The organism is Atopobacter sp. AH10 (assembly GCF_003664595.1).
Lineage (GTDB): Bacteria > Bacillota > Bacilli > Lactobacillales > Aerococcaceae > Atopobacter.
Map to the genome: position 1 here is coordinate 25,968 of NZ_QXPZ01000001.1, position 18,649 is coordinate 44,616.

The 18,649-nt window shown below is 38.7% G+C and carries 14 protein-coding genes and 2 other annotated features; all 14 genes read right to left on the minus strand.

The window, feature by feature from the left end; all coding sequences use genetic code 11:
- Positions 1 to 8: 8 nt before the first annotated feature.
- The 14 genes from D3H64_RS00105 to D3H64_RS00170 all read right to left on the minus strand — a co-directional run bounded on the left by D3H64_RS00105 (position 9) and on the right by D3H64_RS00170 (position 17,456).
- Positions 9 to 1,310, minus strand: coding sequence for an alpha-amylase family glycosyl hydrolase (locus tag D3H64_RS00105; RefSeq protein WP_121563609.1), 1,302 nt, complete (start codon positions 1,308 to 1,310; stop codon positions 9 to 11).
- A 110-nt stretch (positions 1,311 to 1,420) separates the two neighbouring features.
- On the minus strand, positions 1,421 to 2,266 hold the full coding sequence (locus D3H64_RS00110) for a hypothetical protein (protein ID WP_121563611.1): 846 nt from the start codon (positions 2,264 to 2,266) through the stop codon (positions 1,421 to 1,423).
- 47 nt (positions 2,267 to 2,313) lie between these two features.
- On the minus strand, positions 2,314 to 3,165 hold the full coding sequence (locus D3H64_RS00115) for a sugar ABC transporter permease (protein ID WP_121563613.1): 852 nt from the start codon (positions 3,163 to 3,165) through the stop codon (positions 2,314 to 2,316).
- A gap of 12 nt (positions 3,166 to 3,177) precedes the next feature.
- Positions 3,178 to 4,485, minus strand: a complete 1,308-nt coding sequence (locus tag D3H64_RS00120; protein ID WP_121563615.1) for a sugar ABC transporter permease — start codon at positions 4,483 to 4,485, stop codon at positions 3,178 to 3,180.
- Positions 4,486 to 4,557: 72 nt separating this feature from the next.
- On the minus strand, positions 4,558 to 5,817 hold the full coding sequence (locus D3H64_RS00125; protein WP_370448422.1) for an extracellular solute-binding protein: 1,260 nt from the start codon (positions 5,815 to 5,817) through the stop codon (positions 4,558 to 4,560).
- 442 nt (positions 5,818 to 6,259) lie between these two features.
- Positions 6,260 to 7,093 carry a PTS system mannose/fructose/sorbose family transporter subunit IID gene (locus D3H64_RS00130; protein ID WP_121563619.1) on the minus strand — a complete coding sequence of 278 codons (834 nt, stop codon included), beginning with the start codon at positions 7,091 to 7,093 and terminating at the stop codon, positions 6,260 to 6,262.
- A gap of 1 nt (position 7,094) precedes the next feature.
- On the minus strand, positions 7,095 to 7,940 hold the full coding sequence (locus tag D3H64_RS00135) for a PTS sugar transporter subunit IIC (protein WP_121563621.1): 846 nt from the start codon (positions 7,938 to 7,940) through the stop codon (positions 7,095 to 7,097).
- Positions 7,941 to 7,956: 16 nt separating this feature from the next.
- Entirely contained in the window at positions 7,957 to 8,451 is a 495-nt protein-coding gene (locus tag D3H64_RS00140) for a PTS sugar transporter subunit IIB (RefSeq protein WP_121563623.1), read from the minus strand.
- A gap of 18 nt (positions 8,452 to 8,469) precedes the next feature.
- Positions 8,470 to 8,904 carry a PTS sugar transporter subunit IIA gene (locus tag D3H64_RS00145; protein ID WP_121563625.1) on the minus strand — a complete coding sequence of 145 codons (435 nt, stop codon included), beginning with the start codon at positions 8,902 to 8,904 and terminating at the stop codon, positions 8,470 to 8,472.
- A 449-nt stretch (positions 8,905 to 9,353) separates the two neighbouring features.
- On the minus strand, positions 9,354 to 13,184 hold the full coding sequence (locus tag D3H64_RS10155; RefSeq protein ID WP_158589171.1) for an SHIRT domain-containing protein: 3,831 nt from the start codon (positions 13,182 to 13,184) through the stop codon (positions 9,354 to 9,356).
- A gap of 514 nt (positions 13,185 to 13,698) precedes the next feature.
- Positions 13,699 to 14,376 carry a methionine ABC transporter permease gene (locus D3H64_RS00155; protein ID WP_121563627.1) on the minus strand — a complete coding sequence of 226 codons (678 nt, stop codon included), beginning with the start codon at positions 14,374 to 14,376 and terminating at the stop codon, positions 13,699 to 13,701.
- Entirely contained in the window at positions 14,358 to 15,335 is a 978-nt protein-coding gene (locus tag D3H64_RS00160) for a methionine ABC transporter ATP-binding protein (RefSeq protein WP_121563635.1), read from the minus strand. Before D3H64_RS00160 ends, D3H64_RS00155 begins: the two co-directional genes overlap by 19 nt.
- A 6-nt stretch (positions 15,336 to 15,341) precedes the next feature.
- A complete protein-coding gene (locus D3H64_RS00165) occupies positions 15,342 to 16,577 on the minus strand; it encodes a M20/M25/M40 family metallo-hydrolase (protein ID WP_121563637.1) in 1,236 nt (411 codons plus the stop codon).
- Between the two features lie 18 nt (positions 16,578 to 16,595).
- Positions 16,596 to 17,456, minus strand: a complete 861-nt coding sequence (locus tag D3H64_RS00170) for a MetQ/NlpA family ABC transporter substrate-binding protein (RefSeq protein WP_121563639.1) — start codon at positions 17,454 to 17,456, stop codon at positions 16,596 to 16,598.
- Positions 17,457 to 17,557: 101 nt separating this feature from the next.
- Positions 17,558 to 17,794: a binding site (T-box leader), on the minus strand.
- Between the two features lie 61 nt (positions 17,795 to 17,855).
- Positions 17,856 to 18,097 (minus strand) — a binding site (T-box leader).
- Between the last annotated feature and the right edge of the window lie 552 nt (positions 18,098 to 18,649).

Consider the following 18,649-nt stretch of genomic DNA (forward strand, 5'->3'; position numbering starts at 1 on the left):
TATTTTCTTTATTTTTTAAGTGGTGCTTTAAAGGCAAACGGCGCTAGTCCTAGATCCACCTGCCCATTTTTCACCGCAATTTCTCTTTCACTTAAAAGATCCTTATAGATACCATCTGGTAAATCGATCCGATAAAGCCCTGCCACATCTTTGATATCAAACAGGCCGATTATTTGCTCGTCTTCTCTTTCATAACGTAATTCCATAGCTTCTTGTTCATCTTCTACGACATAAAAGAGACGATGGTCGCTAAAAAAGGCTTCTTTCTTAAAGGCTATCAAGCGTTTTAGCAATTCTTGATAAGGACCTGTCTCTTTTGGCCATTGAATCGGTGTCTTTTCAAATAAATCTCTTTTCCCTCTATACTCTACTTCTTGCCCAGCATAGACAAAGGCCATTCCCTTAGAAAAGAAACTATAAGCCAAGCAATTCAAGTTAGCTCGTTGGCTCTTTACCCGATTTCTTATGCGCTCTTGATCATGATTTTCCAAAGTCCATAATTTCACAGCATTCTCTGGATAAAGAGCTAATTGCATATTTTGCAAGTTCTTCCACACTTCTAATGGCATTTTCCCTTCTAAAGCCTTATAGAAATAGTTGAGAATATCATAAGCGTATTCTACATCAAAGGCTTGATAAAGATCTGCATCTGTTACCGGATGCATCCCATAGCTTCTCAAAGCAGTAATAAAGTTTGTTTCCACACTTTCGGCCAACCAGATCACATGAGGATTTACTTTCTTAATAGCTTCTCTTGCAGCTAACCAAAAATCTAAAGGCAGTAAACTAGCTACATCACAGCGGAAGCCATCTACACCCAAAGATGTCCAATAAACTAAAATATCTATTAACTCTTTTCTTAAGTCCATATTAGACAGATCTAGCTCGATAACATCTGTCCAGTCCCCTACACGATTACCAAAATCGCCATTAGCTTTATGGTAATAATATTCTGGATGACTAAGCCTCCAAGGATGATCATAGGCCGTATGGTTAAAGACAATATCCATCATCACTTTTAAACCAAGTGCGTGTGCTTTGTTTAAGAGATATTTAAAATCATCTAATGTCCCCAAATCAGGGTTAATTCCTCTATAATCTGTTATGGCATAAGGAGACCCATATGTTCCCTTACGATTTTCCACACCAATTGGATAAAGAGGAACAAAGTAAATATAGTCATAGCCCATATCAGCGATTCTTTCCAAATCTTCAGTTACTTTGACTAGGCTACCTTCTTCACTATACTGACGAACAAACACTTGATATATAGTCTGGTGCAGTACATCTTTTACTGTATCTTTTGCCATGCGTTTATAACTCCTTTACGGGCTAATGAAAAATATCCTATCTATCCTGAACTATTTAAGCTAAAGAAGACTGATACTAGCCCTTCCAACATAAAAATTATTTTTCTCGTCTAAACTTTTCTATTTCTATCCTTCTTTTCTTTGGAAATATAGCCATAATTGAAATGTGTCTTCCAAAAAACAGCTAAAAGGACAAGGATTAACCCACTTGTTACAGTGATCAAGATCAAGGAAGGATTTTCCGTCAAGAAACCTATACACATCGCCAATAAGCTAGGCAGAAAGAAAGCTTGACTGACAAGCCCCACTCCTTCTTTCACTGTTTTGAGATCAAAGGCTGGGTAAAATCGCATAAGAGAAAGTAAACTTCCTGCCCCTAAAAGCATTAGACCTACATTGACGAAAATCAAGACCCAAACAGTTAACAAGCGCGCCATTAAAAGACTCACTCGGTTAGTCTCTAGCCACATTCTAGATAATTCATTTCGAACTGCCTTGACATTTTGACTCTTCGTTAACTGATTGTCGGTTAAATAAGTCACTTTCGTCAGTGGCCGATCTGGTTCTTTTAATAGAAAAGCACTTTTTGCTATCACAAGAACAGGTCGATCATCTTTCAAGCTTTTCTCTTGAAGACTTGGGGTAAAAATAACTTGCCCCTTCTTCCCTTGGTCAATCCTCTCTTCTTTTTCAATAGATAGAAGGCCCTTTTCATCAACGGTCAATTGTTGAAGACGAGTCACTGTTTCTTGATTGACTAATTGAATCGCACGAGCTTGAAAATCTTCCAGAGCTAAGTTAGGATGACGAGCAAGAATATAGGCCATAGGGCACATAATTATTGCTGTCATTAAACCCCACAAGACGATTAATTGCCCCCAGCGGTAACTCGATTTTTCTTTAAAAATCCTGACAAAAGAGAGGCTGTTGCGAAAAAATCGTAAAGGAAAAGTCATCAAGCACCTCCTGTTCTCGTTCCTATTTCTAACAGTGTGGGTCAATACTAACCCTTAGTCCCACCTGATAATAATCCTGAAACAAAGTTCTTTTGAAGGAGGAAGAAGAAGAAGGAGATTGGTAAAGCAATGAGGATTGCCCCAGCTGCAAAGAGCGCAACCTTTTGTTCACGCACATTGCTGATAAAGGTTTGCAAACCTACTGCGACTGTATAATTCTCTTCTGTCCGCAATAAGAACTTAGATAACATATAATCTCCAAAGGGTCCCATAAAAGCCCATAAGGCTTGAACAGCAATCATCGGACGAACTAAAGGCAAGACGATTTGCCAGAAAATACGGAAGTGTCCTGCTCCATCCAACTTCGCAGACTCATCTAAATCATATGGTACCGTATCAAAATACCCCTTCATTAACCAAGTATTCATTGGAATACCGCCACCAATATACAAGAGTGACAAGAACCAGAACTTGTTCAAGGCGCCTAAAAGCATCGCCATAACAAAGAAGGCGGTTAAAGCTGCCATAGTAGGCACCATTTGCACAATCAAGAAGAAAATCAAGCTATGCTTACGGAAAAGGAAGTTATACCGACTATAAGCGTAACCTGCTATCGTAATTAAGAAAACTTGAGCCAACATAGTTGTTAAAGCGACCACTAAAGTATTCTTATACCACAGCAAATAATTGGTTTCATTAAAGAGACGCCTGAAATTATCCAAGGTCCATTTCGTATCCCATTCCAAAGCAAAAGCCGTAATATTCCCTGCTTTAAAGGCTGAACTAATTGTGATAAGCAAGGGATAAATGATCACAATAGATAATAAGATGAGGTAAAAGTACGTCAAAGCGTGGGACAAGAAGCGATGCCCTTTCGCTGAACTTAACCAATTTTTCATAAGCTCCCCTCCTTACACATCTTTCATATCAAAGGCTCCAGACCGTTTAAAGACAAGCATGGAAACCGAGATGACTAATACAGAAATGACTAAAGTCAAGGCCGCCGCAATAGAAAATTGAGGCGATGTTCCTGTCGTTAGTTTGAAAATCCAAGAAATTAAAATATCAGTCGCACCTGCTCCGCCACCAACACTACCAGGGCCACCATTATTAAACAGGTAGATCATGGTAAAGTTGTTGAAGTTCCCTGTGTATTGAGTAACAAAAATTGGAGCAGCAACGGATAGAATAACTGGTAAAGTAATCGCAGTAAAGCGTTTAAAGGCTCCTGCCCCGTCAATCTTAGCCGCTTCGTATAAATCTTCTGGAATGGATTGAAGAATAGACGTTACCATAACATAGATATATGGGAAGCCTAGCCATCCTTGAATCATAATAATAGAAACCTTAGTCCAGAAAGGATCCGTTTTCCAAGGAATCGCATGTAATTCAACAAATGGGATCAAGCGATTTAAAACTGGGAGGACTTGCGTATTAATAGCCCCGATCGAGTCATTAAACATGTTCGAAAAACTCATGATCGTGATAAATGCAGGTACAGCCCATGGAAGCAAGAAGATAACCCCAAAGATTCTTTTCCCTTTAATAAAGGATTGATTAGCCACCACAGCCGTTAGAACACCCAAGAAAATTTGTAAGCTAGTTGCACAAATAGTCCATATTAAGGTCCAAGAAAATACCGCTGTAAAAGCTGAACGGAAACTTGAAAGGAAGAGAATATCGTAAAAATTCTTAATCCCTACCCAATCCAACAAGAATGCTGGAGGAATATGACGGAAATCATAATTAACAAAAGCAATAAACAAGGTGACCAAAACAGGGAAAACTATGGCAAAAACCATGAATATGTATGACGGAATAATCAATAAATAAGGGAATCCATTTTCATAGACATTCTTCAAAATAGATTTTATATCCGTATTGACTTTCTTACCGTCCCGCCAATTCTTTGCCACTTGTCTAGCATCACGTATATTGAGTACGTAAAAACAAGCAAATATCAGAATGACGATCAATTGCAAAGTCCCTCTAATCAACATAAAGAGGGAATGATCTTGCATTGGCGTTGATCCCAGTGTAATAAAACCTTGAATGGCAGAAATACCAAAGGAAGCCATTTCATACAAGAAGGCTACAAAGATCAACAGAAAAGCTATCCCTTTAATAGCTTGATGATTATAAAACTGGCCAAGTCCGGGAACAAGGGATAAGAGCCCCGCTTTTTTCGGATCTTGATTAACCGAGTGTGTAGACTGCATAGGTCCTACTCCTCTCTCTATTTAAACAAACTGGTGACCCTTTTACGGCCACCAGTTTGTCTTACTCCTGAATTAGTATTTTTCATGAATAGCTTGTTCGATCGTTTTCACAGAGTTGTTGGCAGCTTCTTTAGCCGTTTGTTTTCCGGAAGCCGCATCGAACATTAAGTTTTCAGCACCTGCCCAAACTTCATTCATTTCTGGAATGTTAGGCATTGGAACAGCATCTTTGTAAGTATTGATAACAGCTTGAGTCAATTCATCATTTTTATCAACGCTTGCACGTACATTTTCATTAGCTGGTACTTCATTTAATTTAGCATACATCTTTTGTTGGATGTCATTAGATGTTAACCAGTCTAAGAATTTTTGACCTAATTCTTTTTGTTTAGAATAGTTAGAAAGAACAAAACCTTTACCACCAGCAAATGGTTTGTATGGTTGACCATTCTTCAAAGTTGGAATCTTAGCTACGCCATATTTGACACCAGCTTCTTTAAAGGTCTTAGCATCCCAAGGTCCTGCAATAACAGCAGCTGTTTTGCCTTTGATGAAGGATTGAGTGACAAAATCACCTGCGCCTTTAACGTCTTTCATCCCTTTAGGCCATACATTCTTGAACCAACCTGTTGCATATTCAATCCCTTGAATAGCTTCTGGACTATTTAAACCAACCTTGCTCGTATCTGTTCCACTTTCGCCAAATAGGTGTGCCCCATAACCTGAAAGTAAACCATAAGCATAGTAGAAGTCTGTCCATTTAGCTAAGAAACCTGTGTTCTTTCCTTTTTCATCTGGGAAATCAAAACGTGAATCTTTGGCTAAAGCTTCGAGTTCATCAAAACTAGTTGGTGCCTTTTCAACTAAATCTTTGTTGTAGTACATCACCAAGGATTCGATAACTGCTGGAGCCCCATAGATCTTTCCATCAGCTGTAACTTGTTTCTTATCTGTTTCGTCGTATTTAGCTTCTTCATTCAATTTAACTTCAGCTAATTGACCTGTGCGGCCCAAAATACCGATACGGTCGTAAGGTGCAATTAAAACATCTGGAGCGGTTCCTGCTGGCCCATCTAATTGTAAAGCTTCCAAAGCTTCAAACATGTCTTTATCGACCATTTCCACTTTACAACCATTGGCTTTTTCGAAATCCTTCTTGTTTTCTTTTAAGAAATCATGCCATTGAGCATCTGCAGTGACTTTCAATACCGGCTTGCCACCAGCATCGCCGTCGTCTTTTTTAGCATTGTTACTGCCGCTATTGCCGCAACCTGCTAAAAGAGCCACACTAGCTAACCCAACTGCAAGACTTTTTTTCCATCCCATTTTAATTCCTCCTCAGCTTTTCTGAAAGCGGTTTTACTTTACGATCTTATTATGCTACTATGCAAACGTTATTTCAAGTGTTTTTTTTAGTTTTTTTTATTGAAATTCTTACCTATATCAACTTTATGTTAAGTTACTGATAAATCTTTTCTTGTTTTTACCTTTATTTATAGATTTTTTTGTTTTCATATGCCTATTTTCCTTTTCTAAACTTTTTCCTAGAATTACTGCAATCTTCATCTGCCTATCCTAAAAGCAAGAAAACCGTTTGCGCTATTTCTATAGTTCATGAAAAAAATACGCTAAGTTTACATTGATAGGTCTGACTCTCCTTTAGAAAGATCCTTTGAATTAGCTCATTTTTTCTTTGTCAAAAACACCTTTCCCTATAAAAGGAAAAGGTGTTAAGAAAAAATTTTCAAATCACTTTTACATAGTGACAGGCGACTTAGTACTTCAAGCCAGGGTTAAAGAAGCCAACTAGGACACCAACGAAAGCTATAACGACCAATAAGCCCATGACTTTCAATGGTGAAAGATTCTTCTTAGCCATTAACCACCAGCAGAAAACCACAAAGAAAGCCGTTAGGAATCCAGGATAGACCCCGTTCAATTGATCTTGAAGAACTAAGAAAGGTTTCCCAGAAGCATTTTTCAATTGAAAAGCAGTCGTTACTGGTACCCAAGTTGCTGCAACGGCACCGATGACCATCCCACCAACAACCGAGACAGCTTTACGAATCGCTTGACCTTGAGCTCCAACAAGGAATTCAACAGCTTTATCCCCTAAAGTATAGCCTTTGAAGTAAGCGAATTTCATACCAAAGTAGGCTAATAAGTTCCAAACAAGGATATAAAAGATTGCCCCAAGAGGAGATCCACCCTTAGATAAACCAATCCCAATCCCTAAAATAATCGGAATCAAGGTACCAACGATTAAGGAATCCCCAATACCCGCTAAAGGTCCCATTAAACCTGCCCGTAAGCCGTTAATGGTTTCAGCAGTCACTCCAGAAGCCCCATTAGAGCGAGCTTCTTCCAAGCCGGCAGTAATCCCTACCACCATAGCCCCAATTTGAGGTTCTGTATTAAAGAAAGCTGTATAGGTATTCATCGCCTTTGCTTGGTCTTCTTTTTTAGGATACAATTCTTCCACAATTGGTAACATGGCAGAAAGGTAACCGAACGTTTGCATGTGTTCTTGAGAGAAGCATGTCAAGTTCCCATAATACCAATGATGAAACGATTTCATTAAAGTTTTGCGAGAAATTTTGTTAGCCATTTTAGATATCCTCCTCGTCATCGTCATCCGATAGAGCTGCTCCTGCCGTTGCACTATTCGTTTGAGCGAGTTTGATTTCGTAAATGAGTACAGCAAAGATGAGGGATACAACTGCACAAGACACTAAGTTCAAGCCCAAGGATGCCGCCAATGTAAACCCAACAAAGAATGGAATAAAGTCAGCTAAGTTTTCAACAATTTGTTTCAACAAGATGGCGATCCCCACACAAGGAAGAAGAGAACCAACTGTGAACAAAGTCTTCATTGGAATACCATCTAAAGGTAAAGCTGTTTTCAAAGCTGTAACGGCATCTGCACCAAGTTTACACATGATTAAAGTTGGTAAGAATGAAAAAATAAAATGAGAAATCCAAGGTAAGCCAAAATCAACTGTGTAAATCTTACGGAAGTCGCCTTTTTCAACGGCTTTCCAACCAATATGTTGCCATAGCAAGTTCATCGTTGCTGTTCCATAGAAGAGAACTGTCCCAACAGTCCCTACCAAAGTCCCCATGGATTTCGCTAAGTCGGCTGCGGCCGCAGAATGAATATCAATCCCTTGAGAACGAATCGCCACCATTGCTAAAGGAATACCAATGTAAGAAACAGCTCGAACATCAGCAGAAACGGTACCACCAGGTGTAACCAAAGCAATATACACTAATTGCATGGCAATACCACAAATAATCCCTAACTTGAGATCACCTAATACCAAGCCACATACCAAGCCCCCAACAAGTGGTCGCCCTAAAGTATAGTTCCCAATACTCGTACCACCTAAACCTGGCATGGAAGACAAACATGCAAAGAGCCCTAAAATAGCGGCCTGTAGCCATGAAATACTCATGATTTTTCCTCCTCAATTAAAGGTTAAATTTTCCCTTGAAAGAATCCCAGTAGCCAATTGATACATCTGGTAATAATTGGAATTTCACCTTATAACCAGCATCTTCAATGGCTTGAATTGCTTTTGCTTCTTCTTGTGTAATCGATTGATTATTGCCCAATTTCACTGAACCAGGACGATCATTCGCAGGTCCGACTATAACTTCTTGAATATTATTTAATTTCAACCCATGATCGACTAAAATTTCTTTCATGTCTATTGGGTTTTTAGTAATGAGAAAATAGCGTTTTTCTGAAGCTAAGACCTGATCGATTTTTTCGTAAAAATGTTCTTTCGTCCATACAAAAGTTTTTTTATCTGAAGCAGCTTTGTAAGCATTTTTTAAAACAGGATTTCCAGCAGCTTGATCATTCACTGCAATTAAACCATCACAAGGGTGTTCTTTGGCCCAACGAGTGACAGTTTGCCCATGAATCATCCGGTCATCAATCCGTACAAAAGTTACACTCATCTTTTATCCTCCTCTCCCCTATAAATCTTCCTCATCCTCATCAGATTCAAGAAGCTTTAATTCTTGTAAAGCTGCTTTCCCCTCTGTCAAGGCTGTAGAAACTAAACTTTGATGGTCTAGGCCATCCTTTTGCAACAAAACCGTTAAGGCAGTCGATAAATTCATCCCACCAATAACGATTGTCCGATCCAATAACCCCTCACGATTTAGAAGATCAGATACCGTTGTTAACGGACTTCCTCCCACAATATCCGCCAAGACGATAAGACGCTCATCTTCTCGAATAGAAGGAATAAGCTCTTTTTCTGCTCGCTGACTAAATGAACTGACGTCTTCACCATCTCTTAAACCAATTGCCAAGACATCACTAACACTATCTTTTGCGAACAAGCTCAAGGTATCCAATAAACCTTCAGCAAGTTTACCGTGACTTACTAACAATACATGTGTCATATCGTCACCCCTTTCATTGGATGATTTCAGCTTATATAATTGCGAACGTTTTCAAAATTGCCCATTGTCACAAATTCGAAATGACATTTGTCACATTATGAAAATTTTCATATTCTTATGAAAATAAACCGTCCGAATCCTATCTTTTTTTCATAGAACCCTCCTATCGCTCAGCTTTATTCCTTAAACTTTACAGCATCTTAAAGCAAATGAAATTTCCATTTTCAAAAGTCTTTCCATCATCAACTGTCCCTCACATTCCCTTTAACGAAAAAAGACCTCGTTTGATTAAACTAAGTCCTTTTTTTGACGACTATTAACAAAGTTTTATATATTGTATTTCTAACTTTTGCCTAGCTATCATTGCTAACTAGATAAAGACTTATTAAATCGACAGATCTCCCTAAACATTTCCAGCGTTCAGGATCTCTTACAAAATTCTCATTCTATCAGTCTTCTTTGTCCTTTTTAGCTAATGGCGCTATTAAGCCCAAGGACATCAAGATCGGAGCTAACCATGAAGCTACTCTGTGATTATCACCTGTTTGAGGCAATTTATGTCCATCATGATGAGAACTCAGTGTTTCAGATTTTGGATTTGGTTTTGGTTCTGGTTTTGGCTCTGGTTTTGGTTCTGGAGTTGGGTTAGGTTTCGGAGCTGGCTCTGGTTTTGGAGCTGGATCTGGTTTTGGAGCTGGATCTGGTTTTGGCTCTGGTTTTGGTTCTGGCTTTGGATCTGGTTTTGGTTCTGGCTTAGGTTCTGGCTTAGGTTCTGGCTTAGGTTCTGGCTTAGGCTCTGGTTTTGGAGCTGGATCTGGTTTTGGCTCTGGAGTTGGGTTTGGTGCTGGGTTTGGTTTTGGTGCTGGATCTGGTTTTGCTGTCGCTACAAATTCCCATTCCCCTGTAAATGTCAGAACCGTTTTGCCTACTGTTTGTGCGCTAGATGGTGTCCAGCCTTTAAAGTGCCACTTGCCACCTTGAACAGCAACATCGTTAAATTTGTCTTCAACTGGGCTAACTTTATCGCCTTCTTTGACTTTGCCATCTGTTGGTTTTTGCTCGGTCACTTCTTTTGGCAATTCTTTGCCTGCTGTGGCAGATTTAAAGGCATAAATCACCTTGCGTTCATTTGCTATAAATTCCCATTGACCAACAAAAGTCAGATCCTTATCAGCTACTGTTTGCTCGCTAGATGGTGTCCAGCCTTTAAAGTGCCACTTGCCACCTTGAACAGCAACATCGTTAAATTTGTCTTCAACTGGGCTAACTTTATCGCCTTCTTTGGCTTTGCCATCTGTTGGTTTTTGCTCGGTCACTTCTTTTGGCAATTCTTTGCCTGCTGTGGCAGATTTAAAGACATAAATCACCTTGCGTTCATTTGCTATAAATTCCCATTGACCAACAAAAGTCAGATCCTTATCAGCTACTGTTTGCTCGCTAGATGGTGTCCAGCCTTTAAAGTGCCACTTGCCACCTTGAACAGCAACATCGTTAAATTTGTCTTCAACTGGGCTAACTTTATCGCCTTCTTTGGCTTTGCCATCTGTTGGTCTTAACTTAGTCACGACATCAGGTAACTCTTTTTCTTTTGTTAGAGACTTGAAAACATAAGTAATGTGATAGCTTACCCTTTCCTTCACATTTACAGTAGCCGTTTTACTTACACTCGCTCCTTTACTGTCTACCAACTTAAAGGTTACTATATAACTTCCCACTTTATTCGTATCTAAGCCAGACTGATCAACTACTTTAACTTTTTCTTTTAAGTCCCCGTCTTCTGGATCATTGGCACTTTCAATCATATCCATTAAATTTATAGACTCGCCTTCTTTAATTTCAAGATCCTTGAGCAAAAGATTTGGCGCTTTATTGATCGACGAGGCTTTTGGATTGACAAATAAGCTTGCTGTTTTATACACACTAGCGCCCTCTTTATCCGTCAACCGATAATGAATTTGATAACTTCCCACTTTTTCCGTATTAATCACTGCAAAGGCGTTGACATCTTTAACGAGATTTGTTCCATCCTCTTGATCTGATGCCTCTTCAATCAATTCTTTTGGATCAAAAACTTCTCCAACGGTTATATTTTTATCTTTAACTTTAAGAATTGGACTAGCGTTTCGGGGACTCATTTGATCAGGAGTAAAGGTCCATACTCCCTCATAGCAAACAGCGTTACCGACATCCGGATTTTCGTACATCATCTGTATCTTTTTTTCATAGTATTCATGTAATTGTTTGACGGTTACTAGATCTTTACTTATCCATGTACCATTCTTATCGTAACGATTCCCCTTTTCATCTATCGTTCCAAGAAGCTCGTCATTCAGATTATAACGATTGCCCTCTTTATCCACTATTTCATATGATTCAGTTGCCTCATCATAAAAATAAGTGACACCGTTCTCAAGATCTACCTCTACTTCGACTCTCTTTCCTTCTTGATTTCTAATGAGTAAGCCTAACCTATCTTGCATAGAAATTAATGGTTTCCATCCTTCAAAAGTCCATGTTCCTCCAGTCACTTTCAAGCGTTTTTTAAAAAAAGTGTTGGGACGGTCTGGCATAACACCTATATCGAGCATTTCATCCTTAGGCTTTTGCTTCATTATTTCTTCTGGTAAGACACGACTAGAATCACTCGACTTAAAACGATACTCTGTATATGCTTTTGTATATAGAGAAGGTCTAATCACATTAACAGGGTAGTGCCTCCATTGCCCTACAAAAACAATATCCCTATCAGCCACAGCAGATTCTCTATCCCACAATTGGAATAGAAAACCATACACATGTCCATACTCAGACCATACTCTTACATCGCCTTGATACATTTTAGGCGGTCTGACAATCGTCCCTTTTTTAACCCGATAAGACTGAGGCAAGTAATTAAGCGGTAAGTGATCTTGATCAATGCCTAATTGTGCTACAAATTTATAACGGACAGTAACATATTCTTCTTGATCAGCAGTCGATAAGCTTCTGTCAATCTCCGATCTATTCATTCCCTCAGCTTTAAAAGATGGAAACTCCTTTTTCTTGTACAGCTTACTTCTCTCTTTTTTAGGCTCGTCTATTGCTTTACTTGGCTGATTTACAGTAGCGGTTCGATTCGAATCAGGAGCAGATCCTACTAATTTTAGCCCCTGCTCTGTCACAGCGATTGTCGCTAGCTTTTCAATCACAGCTCCCTTACTATCTCTCAGGCGAAAAGTTAGTTGATATGTCCCTATTTTCCCTCTATTAACTAAGCCTATGATCTCCACCCTATCCTTAAGATCAGTGCCATCTTCTTGATCCTTAGCGGTCACAATTAAACTCTTAGGATCAAAGTTTTCATCTAAAGATATGTCCTTTCTCTTATCTAGCTCTAAGACAGGCAAGTGATTATAAGGTCTATAGGTCCACCCTCCCTTGTAACTTATATATTGAGCACATTCTTTCCCCTCATCTTTCTCAATTTCTTCCTGACTAGGCGTATATGTAGTCTTTTTCCAACCCGTAAAAGTCCATATTCCTGCCTCATCCTCTACTTCATGATAGTTAAAATAGCGATGATCCTCTTCATAGAAGCCAATAGCACTCTGATTTGTTGGCAATTGATCCCGTACTTTTTGGGGTAAAGTTTTGCTTGCATCTATCGAATAAAAATCATAAGTTATTTTTCTTTTATCCGCTAAATAATCTTTAACATACTTGGGAAATTTCTTCCATTTACCTTGGAAAGTCACAGGAGAATCACTAGCTGTCTCTTCCGATTTATCCCAGCCCTCAAAAATCCATAAGTTCTCTTTTCCCTCAACCGTTCCCTCATAGAGATGAGGTGCTGATACTTTCTCCCCTTTCTTAACTGCATAGGTCCTCGGCAGATAGGGATAAAGCTCCGAAGCATCTTCTCCCTTTGTCCCAACGAATTGGTAGTTAATTTGAACTGTTTCTTCTTGATCATCTTGAGCTGATCGTTCTACAGCTTCCGTCGGGCGTTCAGACTGATTGTTAACCCTTTCATTATTGCTAGAAAAAAGGGAGTCTGGAACATTCTTCTTATCCTCTTGCTCTGTAGCTCTCTCTAAATTTGTCGTGCTCCCATCTTCTTTTATAACTTCATTTTTTCCATTTTTCTCTACCTTTTCTTTGAGCACAACTTCCTCTATTAGCTTATCGCTTTCATTTTTAACCAAGCCTTTTTCTGAAGCATGTAGCTCTCGGCTACTGAGAACAGACATGACTACCATCGACGATAAAACCAATCCAGCTAATCTTTTTTTGTTATACACGACTTCACTCCCCTTAATTTCCTCTACATTTACAACTGAACTCTGACTGACGCCTCTCTTAGACTTAAATAAAGGCTAGCAGCATCCTTCTAGACTCTTACTTAATCAAGTTGGGCTAGCGCTTTCATTATAATAATTATCGAGAAAATATTCTAGCTTTTTAAAATTAGAATTCATTAAATTTTAACACGATTCGCTTTTTTGTGCTTTTTTTATTTATTCAAGCTCACATATGAACTAATCACCTGTATCTTACAGGAGTAATATAAACTTTTATCAAAAGTTTATCCATTATTTTTCGTATCAAATCACCTATAAAAAATCCCCCTCAGTCTTTTTTTGCCAGTACTCAAGGGGGATCTATCTTCAATTGATATGTAAAAGATTTATAGCAGGATGAAAGTAGAGATAAACTAAAGTCTAGATATTTTCTTTACGCATCCGTCCATTCTCCTGCTATCTATACAGTGAAACAACTTTTCTAGATTTTTTCTTTTGCCAATACAGTCCATTCTTATCGTAAACTTTTCTTAAACAGCTGATTACCAACAGCTTGAATCCCCTGAACTAGAAGGATTAAAATCAATACCGTTCCATACATGATAGTATCGTCAAAACTGGAATAACCATAATTAATAGCTACTGCACCTAAACCTCCTGCTCCCACAGCTCCTGCTGCTGCACTAGATCCTAATATCGCAATCACAGCTACTGTAAGCCCAGAAACCATAGAAGGAACGGCTTCTTTCAACACAACTCGTGTCATAATTTGCCAATTGCTGGCTCCGAACGATTTAATCGCCTCAATCGTTTCATAAGGAACATTTCTAAAAGAGGCCTCGATCATTCTTGCAACTAGTGAGCTACTAGAAATAATCAAGGGCACTAAAGCTGCCGTACTGCCAATAACAGTCCCTGTCAATTTTCTGGTTAATGGCATCAAAGCCACAATAAGGATAACAAAAGGGAATGATCTCACCACATTAACGGCAATATTTAAAAAGCGATTGACTAGAAGGTTAGGATGCAATCCCTTGGCGTCCGTTAGATAAAGTAGGGTCGCTAAAATAGCTCCGATAATAATAGACGAAAGAACGGTAATCCCTACCATGTAAATACTTTCGGTTAAAGCCGGCCATACAATTCGACTGAGTTTTTCTAAACTCTCCACATTCACTGCAATAACCTCCATTCTATCTTTCTTTTTTCGGAAAAATTCTTTAACAAAACTACTTGATCTCTCGGAATTTCTAGCACATAAAAACCGACTATTTTCCCATTTATTTCTTCAATTTTGCAATCTTTAAGCTTATAATTTATCCCTGTTGAAAAAGCAAGCTTTGATAAGAAATTTTCTTCCTCTTGATAATCGTAAAAATGAAGACTGATTAAGTCAGTATTATCTGCCTTTTGATAGTGCCTTTGATCAGCAGTTAAAGTCTGCAAATCTTTCGGTTGATCAAAAAATACCTTCTCGGTCTCTCCATTGAGCAAAATACGTCCTTTTTCAAGCAAAACCGTTTTATGGCAGATCGTTTTAACCACATCTAATTCATGCGTCACCACGATAATAGTGATGCCAAGTTCCTGATTGATCTTTCTTAATAGCTTTAATATTTGCTGAGTGGTCAAGGGATCCAAGGCTGAAGTCGCCTCATCCGACAGCAAAATTTGAGGTTCCAAGGCTAAAGCACGTGCTATACCTACTCTTTGTTTTTGACCTCCTGATAGTTGTCTAGGATAAACAAAGAGCTTATCCCCTATGCCCACTAAATCGGACAGCTTATTGACCCGTTCCTTTATTTGATTAGCCTCCACGCCCCACAATCTTAAAGGCAAAGCAATATTATCATAGACGGACAGACGATCAACTAAGGAAAAATTCTGAAAAATCATCCCAATATTTTTTCTTAACTGGCGTAAGTCTTTTTCACTTAAACGGGTCATATCTTGCCCATTAACAAGCAGCCGACCTTCTTGAAAATCTGTTAAGCCATTAATGCAACGTAATAGGGTAGACTTCCCTGCTCCACTTAAGCCAATAAGACCATAAATTTTCCCCGCTTCTATCTCTAGATTGATATCAGAAAGGATCTCTAAATCTCCGTAACTTTTCTTTAAATTCTGTATCGATACAATCGCATCTGACATTTCCTTCTATCCTTCCTCCCTTTTATAAGGTTTAAACTGGTGCACATCCGTATAATGATAAAAATCTTTCGCTTCAAACTTTTTCCTTATTCTTTGTCTAAGTGCCTTATCCTCTGATATTTTAATGCTTGTATCCGCAAAAATCTTTATGGCCTTAGCCAGTTGTTCCTTGGCTTCTTTGGAGTGAGAAGCTGCTATTCTACCGACATTAGGTTGGTGTGAGCTAAAGTGAGGAACTCCAAAGAAAAAATATAGTAGTGGCGTTATACGCCCAATAGCTGCATTATCCAATTGTGTTCTACCCAACTTTTTAGGTAAAAGCTGATAATCTAACTGAAAGTCTTCAAAACTAGACTGGATGACTTCCTGTAAATCAGTGATATTATGCAAGGCTTCAAAACGATTATTGACTTCATAGGTAAAATCAACCCCATATTTATCACATATTTTTTGAGCTTCAATCAGCAATTCTTCTGTTAAACTATCCGTTCTAGCTTGATCCACAGCACCAATAGCTAAACGTAATTTGGATCTAGATGGAAGCATACTTATATTCGTCTCATCATTCAAAATAAGATAGTTAATCCGGTCATCCTCTTGCCCTTTGTCCTTGATGTCTTTAAAACGAGAAAGAATTTCCACTAAAATATCTACCGAATTAATCCCCTCTTCCGGCCAAGAAAAAGCTTGTTTAGCCAAGCCACCAATCCTTAAAGTCAAGGCTGTAATCGGACGGGCAAAAGAATGCAGAAGCGTTTCTTCAGCCAGATGGGTCGAACAAACCAAATCGCAAGTCTTATAATAATCCGATCGTAAAGATTTCACTTCTGGGCCATAAAAATTTTCAGCAGGAGATCCTACGACTGCAATGGTTCCTTTAAAATAGTCAGCCAATTGACTTAAACAAATGGCTGTCCCAACTGCCCAAGCAGCTACCCAGTTATGTCCACAGCCATGAGCATCTTTCCCATCTTTATCAAAATGAGGCAAAGCATCATATTTCGCTAAAAAAGCAATTTTAGGCCCTTCCCCTGTCCGAAATTCTGCAGTAAAGGCGGAGTCTAGTCCCTCAAAAGGTCGTTGAAGATCAAAATCATGTGCTTTAAGCAAGTTAGTTAAATACGAAACGGCTAAAGGCTCATCCAAACCGACTTCTGGATGCTCCGTTAAATATTCTAGAGCATCCACAAATTCTTGATGATAACGACTTTCCACTTCACTGATCCTATCCCTAATCCCCATATAATCCCCCCTTCTTCCTTACTTTTTGCCTTCAAATAGAGGAGTAACTGCCCCATTAGATATTTTATCGACTGTCTTCACGGCTTCTTTTGTTTTAAGCGAGTCTTCTACAACTTTCACCCATTTTTGCTTTTCATTGCCCTTTTTCGTCGCTAAAATGATGGCGTATTTTTCATTATCTTTCCGTTTATATAGAGCAAGAGCATCTTTCGCTTTCAAGCCAGCTTTAGCAATATTGAAACCATTTAAGACCGCCCCATCTGTATCTTGTAGACTTTTCACCAAATTTTCCCCTGAAACTTCTACGAACTTCAAATTCTTGGGATTATCCGTGATATCCAATAAAGTTAGTGGCGCATCCCCCTTTAATTTATCTTTTGGAACAGAAACCAAGCCTGCATCTACTAAAACTTTTAAGCCACGATCACGGTTAGTCGGATCATTCTGTAAGGTAATGACTCCCCCATTTGGAATGTCTTTCAAATCATGGTATTTCTTTGAAAACAAACCCACAGCTTGGTTATACAGTTTATCGCCGGCTACCACCAAGTCTCCCTGACGATTCTTATTAAACTGCTTTAAATAAATTTCATGTTGTTGGAAATTAATATCAATTCTTCCATCATTAGTTGCCTCATTTAATTGAGCTGGATCCGCCACAACTTTTATATCTAATTGGTAACCAGCCTTTTTAAAATAAGGTCTCACTGCTTCAAATATTTGATCTCTTAATGGATTTACCCCAACCGTAATTGTTTTTTTGTCTTCTACTTTTCCTTTTGATGCTTTAGCACTTGCCTCTACACTTCCCCCGAAAGCTAATCCTAGCAAAGCAAGAGCACTTAAGGTCCATACCCATTTTTTAATTTGTTTGTTCATATTCTATCTTCCTTTCCTTTTATCCTTTGTTTCATTCTTTAAACTATTTATCCCTTATTCTAAAAAAAGACCGACCCCTCCCTTAATGTTAATCCACTACATTAAGGGACGAATCGCTCCGTGCTACCACCCTTTTTTATCTTTCCATCACTAGAAAAACCTCTGCCAGTACCCAAACTATTGGAGACTGTGTCCGATAACGGGGACGACCGTTTGCCTTGCGTCAACAAGACAAAAGCTCCTAGCTCATTTTCACTAAGTTCTCCACCAGCTTTTCTCAGCACCCAAGCCTCTCTGTAAGGCGATCCCCTAGTTACTCTACTTTTCAAAGCAATATGATTATTTAATTCAAGAGAAAACAAAAAACTTCCTCCCTTTACCAATGACACTATTCATTAGTAAAGGGACGAAGTTTTTCCGCGTTACCACCCTTTTTCATCTTGCCTTCTCAGACAAGACCTCTGTCAGTACCCATGAATTCATGGAAACTCGGTACATTAACGGTCACCTGCCGTCCAAATTGCTTGCACAATTTAGATACTCAAAGCTCATTTTCACTCATAAAGACTATATCTTCTTTCACCAAACGAAGACTCTCTAAGATAGTATTCATCAGTTACTCTACTTCTCTACGTCAACTATTGAATTAATGCTTATTATACTAAACAAAAAACTCTTGTCAATGCACTTTTTAAAACATTATTTTGAAGAAAACACTTTTTCCTGTCTAGAGATATTATTTTATAAATAATACTTTAACAAGGATAAAATGCTATTTTAACGGCAAATTAAGGAAATATGAATATACCAGTTATATCAACATCCGCCCTATTTTAGTAAAGCAGTGCCAAAATAAAAACTAGTCATTCCTTTTCATACTTGTCCTAAAAGGATCATTCTTTCCTGTCAACAGTCACTAAAAAAGGAGGGCTCTATACTTTTTGATGTTGGTGAAAGAGACAGACTGTAGTCTGTCTATGCCATATAAAGCACAAAAATGACCGATTCTTTCGGATAAGAGTTACCTTCATCCGGGAAAATGCAGCGGGACCACTGGGAGCCTTGGTCTCCCAGCTAGTCAGTCTCAGCTCCACTTTGTTACGCACATAAGTTTCTAATGCTCGTTCCTCGCAAAGAAACTCATCGAAACTTGCTGTAAGCCTTTCGGCACAGCAAGTAATTCGCTTGACTTC

Coding starts and splice junctions, on each gene's coding strand:
- D3H64_RS00115 (WP_121563613.1), bottom strand. CDS start 3,165: ATGAAAAATTGGTTAAGTTCAGCGAAAGGGCATCGCTTCTTGTCCCAC.
- D3H64_RS00145 (WP_121563625.1), bottom strand. CDS start 8,904: ATGACACATGTATTGTTAGTAAGTCACGGTAAACTTGCTGAAGGTTTA.
- D3H64_RS00110 (WP_121563611.1), bottom strand. CDS start 2,266: ATGACTTTTCCTTTACGATTTTTTCGCAACAGCCTCTCTTTTGTCAGG.
- D3H64_RS00160 (WP_121563635.1), bottom strand. CDS start 15,335: ATGTCAGATGCGATTGTATCGATACAGAATTTAAAGAAAAGTTACGGA.
- D3H64_RS00170 (WP_121563639.1), bottom strand. CDS start 17,456: ATGAACAAACAAATTAAAAAATGGGTATGGACCTTAAGTGCTCTTGCT.
- D3H64_RS00120 (WP_121563615.1), bottom strand. CDS start 4,485: ATGCAGTCTACACACTCGGTTAATCAAGATCCGAAAAAAGCGGGGCTC.
- D3H64_RS00155 (WP_121563627.1), bottom strand. CDS start 14,376: ATGGAGGTTATTGCAGTGAATGTGGAGAGTTTAGAAAAACTCAGTCGA.
- D3H64_RS00130 (WP_121563619.1), bottom strand. CDS start 7,093: ATGGCTAACAAAATTTCTCGCAAAACTTTAATGAAATCGTTTCATCAT.
- D3H64_RS00165 (WP_121563637.1), bottom strand. CDS start 16,577: ATGGGGATTAGGGATAGGATCAGTGAAGTGGAAAGTCGTTATCATCAA.
- D3H64_RS00135 (WP_121563621.1), bottom strand. CDS start 7,940: ATGAGTATTTCATGGCTACAGGCCGCTATTTTAGGGCTCTTTGCATGT.
- D3H64_RS00105 (WP_121563609.1), bottom strand. CDS start 1,310: ATGGCAAAAGATACAGTAAAAGATGTACTGCACCAGACTATATATCAA.
- D3H64_RS00140 (WP_121563623.1), bottom strand. CDS start 8,451: ATGAGTGTAACTTTTGTACGGATTGATGACCGGATGATTCATGGGCAA.